Below are 12,755 nucleotides of genomic sequence, written 5' to 3'. Positions count from 1 at the left end.
CCGGGATGACCGCGACGTACACCTTCGACGTCTTCATGAGCCTGGACGGGTTCGGGGCCGCGCGCTCGGACTGGTCGGGGTACTGGGGCAAGCAGGGCCCGGAGCTGCTCGACCACCGGCTGGCGCTGTACACCCCCGACCAGCGGTTCGTGATGGGGGCGACCACCTACCGGGCGTTCACCGGGCTGCTGGCGTCCGGCGAGGAGGAGTCGGTCCACGACGCGTGGGTGACGCGGATGCGGGAGCTGCCGGCGACCGTGGTCTCGTCGATCCTCGAGGAGCCGCTCGACTGGCCGGACGCGACGCTCGAGAGGGGTGACGCCGTCGAGGTGGTCGCCCGGCTCAAGGAGGAGTCGGACGTGCCCCTGCGCTCCCACGGGAGCCTGTCGCTGAACCGGTCGCTGATGGCCGCGGGGCTCGTCGACCGTGTCGAGGTGTCCGTCTTCCCGGTCGTCACGGGCCGCACCGGTGTCGATGCGGTGTTCGCCGGCGCGGACGACTTCGACCTCGAGCTGCTCGACCAGCGCACGCTGGACGGCCGCGTGCAGGTGCTGACCTACCGGCCCACCCTGCACGCCGCGACGTAGCCTGCCTGGGTGCGCACCGCAGCCTCGTCGACCCGCCATGCCCGTGGCTCCGCCGGAAGCAGGCCAGCTGTTCCACGGGATTTTGTGTGTGATCAACAAGAACACGGTGCGTGGGCGTACTACCACACGGAGTACCCGGTCGAGACCTACCGTGAAGGAAAGCCCTGCACGTCCCTGAGGCGGGTGAGAATGGCTCGATGGACCCTCAGGCAGTGGAGCAGTGGGTGGAGCGGTACGAGCGGTCGTGGCGCTCGTCGGGGACGGACCACCTGAACGGGTTGTTCACGACGGACGCGACGTACCTGCCGTCCCCGTGGGCGCGCCCGGTCGAGGGGCTGGAGGCGATCGCCGCGTTCTGGGACGCCGAGCGCGACGGCCCCGACGAGGAATTCGTGATGGCCGCCGAGGTCGTCGCGGTCGACGGGAACACCGCGGTCGTGCGGGTCTCGGTCGACTACGGGGAGCCCGTCACCGACCGCTGGCGTGACCTCTGGGTGCTGCGCTTCGTCGACGACGGGCGGTGCTCGGCGTTCGAGGAGTGGCCCTTCGCGCCCGAGCAGGACGACGGGCACTAGCGGCGTCGCACGTAGGGCGTGGTGGTCGAGACCTTGACGAGGCCGTACCGCTCGAGGATCGGGCGTGAGTACTCGGTGGAGTCGCTGTGGATGAGGGTCTTGCCCATCCGGAGGGCCGATCGTGCGCGCGCGGCCGTCAGCGCCCGGTAGATCCCGCGGCCGCGCCAGTCCTCGCGCGTCGACCCGCCCCAGATGCCCGCGAAGTCGGTCCCGTCGACCGGCTCGAGCCGCCCGGCGCAGACGACCTGGCCGTCCGCCTCGGCGACCCACAATTCCATGCCGTAGTCGAGGGAGAGCCGGCCCAGCATGGCCTTCGTCATGGTCTCGGCCATGGCGGGGGAGTCCCCGAAGACCTGCGCGGTCATCGCGGACGCCGCGTAGACGTCGCTTCCCTCGGTGACCTGCCGCAGCGTCACGCCGTCCGGCAGCGGTACGTCCACCGCCAACCGCTCCGCCTCGCCGATCATGATCGACTCGGGGTCCTCCGCGACGAAGCCGTGGCCGAGCAGGGCGTCGTGCAGCCCCGGTGCGTCGTCGTGCGCCCGGGTCTTCCACTCGACCTCGTCGACCTCCGGAACGACCTCGTAGTGCGCCACCGCTGCGGCCACCAGCTCCTCGACCTCGACGGCGTCCGCGCCGCCGAGATCCCGGTAGGTGATCAGCCCGCGCCCGCCGGGGAAGGTCGCCAGACGCAGCGGACCGTGCACGGTCACCGCCTCCGCGTGGGCGGTCTCCGCCTCGGTGCGGAGCTGGTCGTCGTAGCTGGCGAGCAGCTGGTCACGGAGCTCCATGCCGTCCATCCTCGGTGAGCTCCTCACGTCGCCACCAACGATTTCTCGGAGGGCCGTGGTGCGCGGGTAGCGTGGTGGCGTGGTCGAGACGGGTCCGGTGCTGGTCGACCACCGCGAGCGAGGCAGCGCGATCCCGGAGGCCCTGGCCTCCGCCGGCCTCGACGTCCGTCTGACCGACCTGCCGGTGGGCGACTACGTGCTGGGGCCCGGGCTGGCTGTGGAGCGCAAGGGTCCCACCGACCTGGGCGCGTCGATCCGCGACGGACGGCTCTTCGACCAGGCGGTGCGGTTGCAGTCGGCGTTCCCCCAGGCGGTGCTGGTGCTCGAGGGTGAGCCGAGCGGGATCGCCGAGGACGCGTGGCGGGGCGCGGTGTGCAGGCTCATCGAGGACGGCTTCACGGTGCTGCACAGCCTGGACGCCGAGGACAGCGCCGCATGGATCGTCCGGCTCGCGAAGCGGGCCAGGCGTGCCGCGCCGACGGTTCGCAACGAGGGACCGCGCCGCGCTCCGCGTCACCCTTCCGCGCAGGCCGAGGTGATGCTCTCGGTCGTGCCCGGCATCAGCACGACGATGGCGCGCAGCCTGCTCGCCGCGTTCGGCAGCGTCGCAGGGGTCGCCGCGGCCGGGCCCGACGGGCTCCGTCGCCACCCCGGCATCGGCCCGGTGCGCGCTGCTCGGCTCGCCGAGGCGCTGCACGGCGGGTACGTCGCGCTCGCCGACCGTGACCCGGAGCACGGTCGGCGTGCCCGCGGGACGCGACCTCCGCGCCGCTGGGTCCTCACCGGACCGGACGACGGCGAGGAGGCGCAGTCGTTCGACCGTCGCGCCATCGCGCTCCGCGCCTTGCGGGCAGCCGGAGACGGCGCCCAGCTGATCGACAGCCTCACCGGTGAGGTCGTCGCGACGGGCTCCGTAAGTCACTCCTCCGCGGGCTGAGGACCCCGAGTCTGCATGGCTTCCGCGCCAGTTCTGGTGCCGCAGCGCATGGCATCTGCGGCATGTCAGGAGTCCAGCGTCTACCCCCTCGCCAGGTGCAGGGAGCTGACCGAACTCCCCCATCGCCACACCGCAGGCGGTGCCGAGTGTCCGTCCGCTCGGATTCATCGCAATGGCGTTTCGCCCTACTTAGCCTGCTGCTCGCGCCGTCGTACTTCTTGGCCCTGCTCGCGTACCTACCTGCCACACCTGCTGTGATTCTCGGCTTCGTCGCGCGCGGGACCAACCCACTCGTGCGATGGCCACCGCCGCCCTGGTGCTCGCGGGGGCTGCCATGGTGTGCGCGACGTGCGTCGTCCTCGTCTCGTACTGATCCGCACGACCGCGGACAGCGGCAGATCGGGGCGCCGCAGCGCACGCTATCTGCGGCAGATGCGGACGCTTGAAGACCAGGCGCGGTATCGGCGCTGGGTGCCGCGGTCCGCCACCGGCGAGCCCCGGGCGGCCGTCACCGCCTGGCAGTTCCCAGCGTCGACGTGCCGGCCAGCTGGGGCTCCTCGATGTCCGCGGGCCGGCTGCGCAGTGTGGCGAGCCCCAGTGCTGCCGCGGCGAGGAGTAGTCCGGTGGCCACGGTCAGGGCGGTGCTGTAGCCGGCGACGAGCCCGGTGGTCGGGTCGGCGGCGGCGTTCTCGGGCTGCGCGGTGACGGTGGCAGCGACCCCGGCGAGGACGGCGAGCCCGAGGGCGACGCCGATCTGCTGGGCGGAGTTGAGCAGCGCCGAGGCGACGCCGGCCTTGTCCGGGTCGACGTGGTAGACCGCCGCCTGGGTGAGCGCCATGACGCCGAAGCCGAACCCGAGCGCGAGGACCAGCATGGCGGGGGCGAGGTGGGTCCAATAGCTGGTGTCCACGCTGATGGCGGAGAACCACAGCGCTGCGCCGGCGCTGAGCAGGGCGCCCATTGCGGCGACGTAGCGGGGTCCGACCAGAAGCAGCAGCTTGGGCGCGGTGCCGGCGCCGAGGACGATGCCGATGGCGAACGGCAGCCAGGCAGCACCGGTCTGCAGCGGGGTGAACCCTTGAACCTGCTGCAGGTGGAGGGTGATGACGTAGAAGGTGCCCATGGGCCCGATGGCCAGTAGCAGCATGGTCAGGTAGGCGCCGCCGCGGTTGCGGTCGCGGACCAGACTCAAGGGCAGCAGCGGGTGGCGGCTGCGGGCCTGGGTGGCCACGAACGCGGTGAGAAGCACTGCGGCGGCAGCGAGCAGGGTGAGCGCGAGGGGGTCGGTGAAGCCGTGCTCCCCGAACCGGGTGACGGCGTAGACAAGGGCGACCATGCCACCGGTTCCGAGAGTCCCGCCGAGGACGCCGAGCTGACCCCGGTGCGGTGCGGCGGGCAGCAGCGTGCGGCTGCCGAGCAGGACGAGCAGCCCGATCGGGACGTTGATGAAGAACACCCACCGCCACCCGAGGATGTCGGTCAGCACGCCGCCGAGGAGCAGCCCGACCACAATGCCGAGCCCAGACATGGCGCCGTAGAGCGCGAGCGCGGAGTCGCGGGTCTTGCGCTCGGAGAACGTGGTGGAGATGAGAGCGAGAGCGTTCGGCGCGGTGAGCGCTGCGCCGACACCTTGGGCGGCGCGGGCGGCGATCAACATCTCGGCGTTCTGCCCTAGGCCGCCGGCCAGAGACCCGAGGACGAACAGGCCCAGTCCAACCTGGAGGGTGCCGCGGCGGCCCCACAGGTCCCCGACGCGTCCGCCCAGGAGGAGCAGCGCCCCGAACGCGAGGATGTAGGCGTTCACGATCCAGGGCAGGTGCACTGGGTCGACGCCGAGCTCGCGCTGGATGCTCGGCAACGCGATGTTCACGATGGAGTCGTCGAGCACCAGCATCAGCTGTGCCGTCGCGATGACTAGCAACGGCACCAGAGCGCGCTCGGTTCCTGCACGGGTCGTTGTCCCCTGGAACATGTCGGCCTCTCGGTAGATCCTTGTGACACGAGGCGAAAAGATACCCCCGGGGGGTACATTTCCGAATCCAGCGAAGTGCCAGAGTCCGTTCCTCGGCCGGCAGTCACGGGGCGTTCCTGGCCGGAGCGCCCCGAGACTTGGCCCATTCAGGCGGGCTGGAGTCGGTCCGCCAGCCCGACTGCCGCGAAGGCCGCCTCGGCGGCGGCGCGGTCCTCTGTGAAGTGGGCCCAGCTGTCGGTGTGGGCAACCACGGCGCGTCGGGCGCCGAGGAGGCGGACGGCCTCGGCCGCCTGCGCGGCGTCGAGGGTGAGCAGCGCCTGGTCGAAGAACGGCGTACGGACGGCTCCGGCGAAGATCACCGCGGTGTCCACCCGGCCGACGCGCTGGACGATCTCGCCGACGAGGTCGAGGGAGGCGTTGTCGCCGCTGACGTAGACCGTGGGCAGTTTCTCGCCGGAAAGCACGAATCCGGTCACCTCTCCGGTCACCGGCTCGCAGCCCACCGGGCCGTGCCGCGCAGGCGCCGCGGTTACCACTAGCGCCGAGCCGTCCGGGCGGGTCAGCTCGAGGCTCTCCCACGGCTGCAGGCCCCGGGCCGCGTCGCCGAGCTCACCTAGGTTGCCGGCGGCACTGGGCGTGGTGACGACCAGCGGCACCTGGGCGAGGTAGGCGCGGCCGGAGGTGTCGAGGTTGTCGGGGTGGTGCTCGTGAGACAGCAGCACCGCGTCCACGGCGCCGAGCTCCTCGGGGCTCACAGGCGAAGGTTCCGTCTTGGTCAGCACCGGCCCCGGGCCGCCGAGCCCGTAGTCGCCGGGGGCGTCGAAAGTCGGGTCGGTCAGCAGGCGCAGCCCGCCGATCTCGATCACGGTGGTCGGGCCGCTGAGCACGCGGACCTCGATCTGGGATTCAGTGTTGGACATGTCATCCTCACGGGTAGCAGGGAAGTCTCCCGTGAGAGACGGTAAGCGAGTTCTCATGGCAAAGCAAAATGGGTACCATGAGAGCGTGGCTACCGAGACCGCGACGACAGACCTGACCCCCGCACCGGGCGAGGTCGACCATGTCGCGCTCGCGCTGGCCAACAGCACCTACCTGCTGCCGAAGCACGGTCGCGTCGACCTGCTCGCCACCCCAGACGCCACGCGCGCCTGGCTGGCCGCCGTAGGCCTTGCGCCGGCCGCCGCGGATGTCCGGGAGCTGTGCGCCTCTCGCATGCGTCAGCTGCGGACGCACGTCCGAGCCCTGCTCGAGGCCCGCGTCGACAACCGGCCAGCACCGCCGGAGTCACTCGAGGCCGTCAACGCCGCGCTCACCAGCGTCCCGTCGGCCTCGCTGCTGCAGTACGACGAAGAGCGCCGGTGGCACCGGGCTGCGGCCCACCCCGTCACCCAGCTCGTGGACCGGGCACTCGCGGTGATCGCCGCCGACCTCGCCGACCTCCTCACCGGCCCCGACGGCGAGCTGGTTGCGCGTTGTGGCGCGCCCTCGTGCGAACGAGTGCTGCTGCGCACCCATGCCCGCCGCACCTGGTGCTCGGTCAGGTGCGGAGACCGCGTGCGAGCCGCCCGGTCCTACGCACGCCGCTCGCACGAGAGCGACTCTGCGCCCGCGACAGCCTGAGCCCGAACGACTGCTACAACCGCCCTCGTCCGGCAGCTGCGATGGGCGCCGGCCCTCATCTCGGCACGAGAGTGCGTTCGCGGTTCGAAGCGCTTGCTTTTCAATCACCGGCCTCAGCCGTCCATGCCTCCGCGCTGCACAGGCGGCTGCTGCGCAGGGTCGAGCGTCAGAGGATGCTGGTGGTTCCGGTGCCGTCGACGCGGTAGCAGTACCCGGCCGGTGATTGCCAGACCAGGGACTGGTCGGGTTGTCGGTGGTAGCGCCAGCTCCGGGTGTGGGTCTTGAGCCGGTGGTGGAACCTGCACAGCTTCGACAGGTTCAGGGTGTTGGTCTGGCCGGGTGGGCCGCCGTCCTCGGGTGGCACGTACTCGACGATGTGGTCGAGGTCGAACCGGCCGGTGCCGCCGCACCAGGGGAAGGAGCAGCAGGTGTCGCGTTCCTGCACTTGGAGGCGGATCGGGAGCGGGGCTTCGTAGGCGTCGACCTGGAGGTAGTCGTTGAGGTCGACCACCGGGGTCAGGGTGACCTCCGCGCCCGGGGCCAGCCCCTGGATCCAAGCCTGGACCGTCTCGACGCTGCGGGGGCCGTAGCCGTCGACCCGGGCCACCGGACCGACCGGGCCCACCGTGCCGACCGCGGGGCCGGTGGCGGTGGTGTGCAGGTGGACGTGCAGCACCGGCCCCTGCCGACCCTGCCTGCCGGCGGCGCGTCGCCGTGGCGGGCGGGGTGCCTCGGCACCGATCGCGGCGGCATCCGCGGTGGCGGCGAGGTCGAGGGCGTACTGCGGGTCCGCGAGCACCCCGACGGCAGGATCGCGGCCTGCACCGCGCGCTCGATGCGGCGCAGCGACAGCTTGTGCGCGAACCGGGCCAGGTGCCGGTCGACGAACGCCGCGGCACCGGGGTTGAGCGGGATGGTCTGCTCCGCGACCTGGCGCGCCTTCCACACCGGCACCGCCCCGGCGACCACCTGGCCGTAGAGGTCGGGGAGCCGGTCGTGCAGCTCGATCAGCTGCCCGACGTAGCGCCGCGCCGAGCCCTCGCTCATCGCCAGCACGGTCGCGATCTGGGCGACCGCGAACTCGGCGACCAAGAAGCTGCCCTGCCCGGCCAACCGAAGCTCACCCTCGGCGCCGTTCGGAGCCAGCCGGTGGATCGGGCCGGCACCGAACATCCCGCGAAGCGACGGCTCGATCGCACCATGCTCGAGGAACTCGCCCTCCTCGAGCCGGTGGGACGCGACGTAGTCGAGCACCGCGACCATCTCCGCGACCGCAGCCTGGTCGGCCTCCGCACGGTGCGCCGCGACCCGCGCCAGCACCCCCGCACCACCGTCGTCGGTGGACTCGAGGAAGGAGAGCGGGACGATCGCCATAGCAGGACGCTAGGCGGAGCCACCGACACTTCGGCGGAGCGGGCTGGACCGGTTATCCCCAAGCAGGCAAGGGGTTTCGTGGTTCCGACAAGCTCAACCACCGTGGGCGGGCACGATGGTCTCGACACGCTCAACCACCCTCAACCACCGAGGGGCGCGAGGCGCTCGTACGCCTGGTTCCCGGTGAGGGTGACGCAGCCGACGGCCTCCGCTCGCGCGACGACGCGCGGCTCGGCGCGGAGCAGGAGGAAGCCGCGCCGGACCAGCACCCACGGCGGCTTCCGGCTCTCGCGGAGGTCGCGGACCAGCCGCCGCCAGAAGGTGAGCAGCCGCGGGTTGGCGACGCAGACGGCGTCGGCGAGGAGCTCGCGGGAGCGGCAGGACGGGACGACGCGGTCGGCGAAGACCCCCTCCGCCAGGACGTACGGCGCCCCGGTGAGCGAGACCCTCCGGCTCCCGATCCGGCCGTCCCTGCTGAGCTCGTAGATCGGGATCTCGGCGTTACCCGACCGGCAGAGCTCCTCGAGGGCGTCGACCGCGGCGTCCTGGTGCCAGGAGGCCGGGTCGTCCCAGTCGACGATCGTGCCGCCGCCGGCGAGGTGCACGCGGGGGAGCGTCGGGTCGTCGCCGTCCTTGTAGAAGTCGTCGAGGTTGACGACGGGCCACCCGCGCCGCTCGTGGAGCCGGCGGCAGAGCCGCGACTTGCCCGAGCCCGACGGGCCCGCGACGACGATGACCCGTGCTCGCACAGGCCCCGAGGCTACTCGGTGGCGCTGCGGCGGCTGCGGGCGACGACCACGCCGGCAGCCGCGAGGGCCGCGACGCCGGCTCCGCCGAGCGCGAGCGCAGCGGGGTCGATCCCGCCGTCGTCGCCCGAGGACGAGCTGGTCGAGCCGCCGGACGAGGTCGGCCCGGAGGCGGTGCCGCTCGACGACGGGGTCGGCGACTCGACGGGCTCCGGCTCCTCGGCGTACGTCGGCTCACCGGCGACCGTGCCGGACGCACCGACGGAGAGGGTGAACGGCACGAGGTAGTCGTCGCCGTCCGGGTCCTCCTCGAGGTATACGGTCACGGTGTAGCTGCCGTCGATGTTGGCGCCACCGAACTGGTTCGACATCCCGCGGTTGCGGTAGGTGATCGGGCTGGTGGTCGCGCCGACCTCGTGGCCGTTGGTGTCGAGGAACGCCTGCATCGGTGGGCCGTCGACGGTGTTCGGTGCGGCGGCCACGCGACGGGTGGGGGAGAAGAGCGTGACCCGGCTGAGCACGTCGACCTTGCCGACCGCGTCGGCGAGCTTGCCGCTCATCGGCGCGAACTTCGCCAGCGCGCTCACCTGCTGCCCCCAGCCGGCCTCGACCTGGTAGGTGAGCACCTCGCCGGGGACGATCGTGTCGCGGTAGACGCCGGGCTCGAGCACCGGGGCGTCCTCGAAGGACGAGCCGCCGACGACCTTCGTGGCCTTGCCGCGCGGCGGCGCCGCCCACGTGCCGTCCTCGCTGGGCTCCGGCAGCGACGCGGCGTCCTCGACCGGCGGCTCCTCGTAGACGCGCACCTCGAGCTGCTTGGGCTCGTTGTCGTCGCGCAGCGTCTTGTCGGTGACGGTGGCGAACACCGAGTCCGCGGTGGCGCACGGGTCGTCCTCGACCACCCCGCCGGCGAGGTCGATGTCGTCGGCGCTGGTGCCGGCGGAGATCAGCTGCCCGGCGCTGAGCTGGGTGAAGTCGACCGCCTCGCCGCAGGTGGCGCCGTCCTCGGTGGTGAGCTCGATCCGGATCTCCTCGCCGTAGCTGGAGCTGTTGCGGACCGAGGCGCTCACGTGGAGCGTCGAGCCCGGGGTCTCGCGGGTCACCTCGTAGGTGCGGACGTCCTCCTGCTGCTCGCCGATCTCGTCGAGCCAGTCGCCCGCGCCGATCTCGGGGGCGCCGTCGGTGGTGGGGGTGCCCGTGACGGGCTGGCCGATGCCGGTGAACGGGCGGGCCGCACGGGTCGCGAGCTTGGTCAGCGACGAGCTGAGCTCCTCCGAGGAGGAGGCGTCGTAGTAGACGCCGCCGCCGGCACGGGCGACGCACTGGAGCACCGACTTCGCCTTGCCGTCGACGTCGAGCCCGACCACGTCGATGCGCAGGTCGATGCCGTCCTTCGCGAGCCCCCGCGCGACGACGCACGGGTCGGGTGCGCAGGTGGGCTCGCCGTCGGAGACGAGCACGATGTTGCGCTTGCCCTCGTTGCCGAGGTCCTTGCCGGCCTCCTGGAGCGCGTAGCCGATCGGGGTCTCGCCGTAGGGGCGGTACGACGAGATGGCCTGCCGGAGCTGGTCACGGTTGCCGGTCTCCACCGGCACGACGAGCTGGGAGTCCTCGCACGCGCCGGGGTCGTCGGCGGAGAACACCTCGGCCCCGTAGACGCGAAGCCCCACGGACTGGTCCTCGGGGAGGGAGTCGACGACGTCGCCGAGGGCCTTCTTCGCGGCGGCGATCTTGGTCTCGCCGCCGTTGGCCTGCTCCTTCATCGAGCCGGACGAGTCGAGGACCATGACCATCCGGCCGGACTCGTCGGCGTGGGCGGGCAGGGCGAGGTCCCAGCTGACCAGCCAGGCGGCCACCATGAGGGTCGCGAGCGGGAGTGCGACGACGCGCGCCATCGGGGCTCCTTCCGTGGGTTTGCAGTTGCAAACACTAGGTCGCGCCTCGGGAGGGTGCAACCCGGCGGTCTGCCGCCTATGCTCCTCCTCGCGGGATTCGCTCTTGCAAATCCGGCGGTCCCCGGAGGAAGGAGAGCCCATGGCCCGGGCCGTCACCGACGCCCAGCGCCGCGCGCAGGCGGAGCAGCTCCGACTGTACGGCGCGCCGCTCGGCGACCTCCTCCGCGACGTCGCCGGCGTGCTCGGGCTGTCCCAGGGCCGGCTCGCCGGGGTGCTCGGGATCTCCGCGCCGATGGTCTCCCAGCTCGCCTCCGGCCACCGGACCAAGATCGGGAACCCGGCGGCCGTCGCGCGGCTCCAGCGGCTCGTCGAGCTGGCCGCCGAGGTCCGCGACGGCGCGCTCGGCGCCGAGGAGGCGCTCGCCGTGCTGGCCGAGGAGACCGAGGGGCCGCTGCTCACCCGCAGCACCCGGATCAGCCCCCGCCGGGGCGCCGAGACGGTGCAGCGGCTCTTCCGTGCGGTGGCCCCCGCCTCGGACTACCTGGCGGCCGCCGAGCTGCTCGGGGAGCGCTACCCGGAGGTCGCCGAGCTGGTCCGCGTCTACGGAGCCGGTCGGCTCTCCGCGGCCGAGGAGCACTTCGGCCGTGCCCTGGCCCCATGACCCTGCTGTGGCATGCTGACCGCCGTGGGTGAGGTCATCGCCGGGCGCTACGAGCTCGTCGACCTCCTCGGGGCCGGCGGGGCCGGCGCCGTGTGGCGCGTCTGGGACCACCGCGAGGGGTGCTACCGCGCCGCCAAGATCCTTCGCCAGTCCGACAGCGACTCGCTGCTCCGGTTCGTGCAGGAGACGTCGCGACGGATCAGCCACCCGCACGTCGTGGCGCCCTACGGCTGGTCGGGCGAGGACGACCGGGTCCTGTTCACGATGCCGCTCGTCGACGGCGGCTCGCTCGCGCAGCTGCTCGCCGACCACGGTGCGCTCCCGGCGGGATGGGCCGGCGAGCTCGCCGCACAGGCGCTGGGCGCGCTCGCGCGGGTCCACGAGGCGGGGCTGGCGCACCGGGACGTGAAGCCCGGCAACCTGCTCCTCGACGCGACGGGGACGGGGGCGCCCCACGTGCGGCTCTCCGACTTCGGGGCCGCGGCGCAGGTCGGAGGCCCGCGGTTGACCTCGGTGGGCACCGTGATCGGCACCCCGGGGTACCTCGCCCCCGAGCAGGCCGAGGGCGCGGAGCCCGACCCGGCGCAGGACGTCTACGCCTTGGGCGTCGTGCTCCGCCAGATGCTCACCGGCACCCCGCCCGACGCCGCCGGCGCGCCACCGTCCCGCCCACCGGGGCTCGACGCCACGGCCGCCGCGCTGTGGGCAGTCGCCGAGCGGATGACCGCGCGGGAGCCGGGCGACCGGCCGACCGCGGAGGAGGCGCTCTGGCTGCTCGACGCCGTCCCCGGCGGGCGCGAGCTGTCCGCGGGAGCCGACCCGGACAACCCCGTCGAGGTCTTCCGCCAGCTGCCGCCGCTCCCGCCCGGCTGGGGGCCCGACGGGCCCGGGAGAGCCGGAGGGGCCGACGAACCCCGTCCCCCGACGCCGCCCGCCCACGAGTCGCCGCCGGCCACGCGGCTGATCCGGCAGACCGGTCCCGAGACGGCGCCGGAGCCACGGCGCACGATCCCGGCCGCCGCCTGGGTCCTCGCCCTGGTGGGCGTCGTCCTGCTCGTCCTCGCCGTGCTGGTCGCGCTGTGACCTTCCTCGTCCTCGTCTCCGGCGGCCTCCTGCTGGCCGGGCTCGGCCTGGCCGGCTACGGCCTCCGCGAGCTCAGGCGGTCCCGCACGTTCCGGGCCGGCAGCGCGCTGGCCGACGCCGAGGTCGTCGACGTGGCCTACCGCCGGCCCCGCACCACCGCGAACCCACGCAGCGGCCTGTTCCACCCCGTCGTCCGGTTCCGCACCGCCTCCGGCCAGGTCGTCGAGGCGCCCACGGTGGTCGGCGCGACCCCGGCGCCGGCGAAGCCGGGGGACCGGGTGCAGGTGCGCTACGACCCCAGCCGCCCCCGCCAGGTCGAGCTCGCCCGGGGCGCCACGTCCTCCACGCTGGCCCGCCTGCTCGTCGCGGCCGGCGTCGCCGTGGCTGTCTTCAGCGGCTTCGTCCTGGTCGTCGCGATCGTTCTTTACCGAACGTTCGCGTGACCTCCGTGGCCCTCGCGCGTTAGGCCGGATAGACCTGAGGGAGGGTCTGGTTGGGGACCTAAGTCACTGGT

Annotated in this window: 14 protein-coding genes; 7 read left to right on the top strand and 7 right to left on the bottom strand. The window is 72.8% G+C overall.

Annotated features, from left to right (window positions below):
- Positions 1–5: 5 nt before the first annotated feature.
- Both FIP57_RS01290 and FIP57_RS01285 read left to right on the top strand, forming a co-directional pair.
- A complete protein-coding gene (locus tag FIP57_RS01290) occupies positions 6–587 on the top strand; it encodes a dihydrofolate reductase family protein (RefSeq protein ID WP_148571148.1) in 582 nt (193 codons plus the stop codon).
- 197 nt (positions 588–784) lie between these two features.
- Complete coding sequence (locus tag FIP57_RS01285) at positions 785–1,162, top strand: YybH family protein (protein ID WP_148571146.1); 378 nt, start codon at positions 785–787, stop codon at positions 1,160–1,162.
- On the opposite strand, the gene FIP57_RS01280 is transcribed toward FIP57_RS01285, so the two are convergent.
- Positions 1,159–1,953 carry a GNAT family N-acetyltransferase gene (locus FIP57_RS01280; RefSeq protein ID WP_148571144.1) on the bottom strand — a complete coding sequence of 265 codons (795 nt, stop codon included), beginning with the start codon at positions 1,951–1,953 and terminating at the stop codon, positions 1,159–1,161. The two genes, FIP57_RS01285 and FIP57_RS01280, sit on opposite strands and share 4 nt — an antisense overlap.
- 79 nt (positions 1,954–2,032) lie before the next feature.
- Between FIP57_RS01280 and FIP57_RS01275 the strand changes: the two genes are divergently transcribed.
- Entirely contained in the window at positions 2,033–2,890 is an 858-nt protein-coding gene (locus FIP57_RS01275) for an ERCC4 domain-containing protein (RefSeq protein WP_148571142.1), read from the top strand.
- Positions 2,891–3,398: 508 nt separating this feature from the next.
- On the opposite strand, the gene FIP57_RS01270 is transcribed toward FIP57_RS01275, so the two are convergent.
- Both FIP57_RS01270 and FIP57_RS01265 read right to left on the bottom strand, forming a co-directional pair.
- Positions 3,399–4,862 (bottom strand): MFS transporter, encoded by a 1,464-nt coding sequence (locus tag FIP57_RS01270; RefSeq protein WP_148571140.1) that lies wholly within the window; start codon positions 4,860–4,862, stop codon positions 3,399–3,401.
- A gap of 146 nt (positions 4,863–5,008) precedes the next feature.
- Positions 5,009–5,782 (bottom strand): MBL fold metallo-hydrolase, encoded by a 774-nt coding sequence (locus tag FIP57_RS01265; RefSeq protein WP_148571138.1) that lies wholly within the window; start codon positions 5,780–5,782, stop codon positions 5,009–5,011.
- A gap of 85 nt (positions 5,783–5,867) precedes the next feature.
- On the opposite strand from FIP57_RS01265, the gene FIP57_RS01260 reads away from it, so the two are divergent.
- Positions 5,868–6,482 (top strand): CGNR zinc finger domain-containing protein, encoded by a 615-nt coding sequence (locus FIP57_RS01260; RefSeq protein WP_203230983.1) that lies wholly within the window; start codon positions 5,868–5,870, stop codon positions 6,480–6,482.
- A 166-nt stretch (positions 6,483–6,648) separates the two neighbouring features.
- On the opposite strand, the gene FIP57_RS01255 is transcribed toward FIP57_RS01260, so the two are convergent.
- From FIP57_RS01255 to FIP57_RS01240, 4 genes are all read right to left on the bottom strand, one after another.
- Complete coding sequence (locus FIP57_RS01255) at positions 6,649–6,993, bottom strand: HNH endonuclease signature motif containing protein (protein WP_148571134.1); 345 nt, start codon at positions 6,991–6,993, stop codon at positions 6,649–6,651.
- Between the two features lie 5 nt (positions 6,994–6,998).
- Positions 6,999–7,856 carry a hypothetical protein gene (locus FIP57_RS01250; protein WP_148571131.1) on the bottom strand — a complete coding sequence of 286 codons (858 nt, stop codon included), beginning with the start codon at positions 7,854–7,856 and terminating at the stop codon, positions 6,999–7,001.
- A gap of 140 nt (positions 7,857–7,996) precedes the next feature.
- The gene (locus FIP57_RS01245) at positions 7,997–8,605 is read right to left on the bottom strand and encodes a uridine kinase family protein (RefSeq protein WP_148571129.1); all 609 of its coding nucleotides are present in this window, start codon (positions 8,603–8,605) and stop codon (positions 7,997–7,999) included.
- Positions 8,606–8,616: 11 nt separating this feature from the next.
- Positions 8,617–10,497: a vWA domain-containing protein gene (locus tag FIP57_RS01240; protein WP_162529642.1), complete on the bottom strand. Its 1,881-nt coding sequence runs from the start codon at positions 10,495–10,497 to the stop codon at positions 8,617–8,619.
- A gap of 139 nt (positions 10,498–10,636) precedes the next feature.
- Here FIP57_RS01240 and FIP57_RS01235 point away from each other — a divergent pair, with 139 nt between their 5' ends.
- From FIP57_RS01235 to FIP57_RS23010, 3 genes are read left to right on the top strand one after another with little or no spacing between them, the layout of a single operon-like run.
- Entirely contained in the window at positions 10,637–11,158 is a 522-nt protein-coding gene (locus FIP57_RS01235; RefSeq protein ID WP_148571126.1) for a DNA-binding protein, read from the top strand.
- A gap of 12 nt (positions 11,159–11,170) precedes the next feature.
- Entirely contained in the window at positions 11,171–12,241 is a 1,071-nt protein-coding gene (locus FIP57_RS01230; RefSeq protein WP_148571124.1) for a serine/threonine-protein kinase, read from the top strand.
- Positions 12,238–12,684 (top strand): DUF3592 domain-containing protein, encoded by a 447-nt coding sequence (locus FIP57_RS23010; protein WP_162529641.1) that lies wholly within the window; start codon positions 12,238–12,240, stop codon positions 12,682–12,684. Before FIP57_RS01230 ends, FIP57_RS23010 begins: the two co-directional genes overlap by 4 nt.
- Positions 12,685–12,755: the final 71 nt, after the last annotated feature.

The sequence above is a fragment of the Nocardioides caldifontis genome (genome assembly GCF_008087345.1).
Classification (GTDB): domain Bacteria; phylum Actinomycetota; class Actinomycetes; order Propionibacteriales; family Nocardioidaceae; genus Marmoricola_A; species Marmoricola_A caldifontis.
The sequence above is the reverse complement of the archived record's forward strand: the minus strand, read 5'-3'. Positions and strand labels throughout refer to the sequence as shown.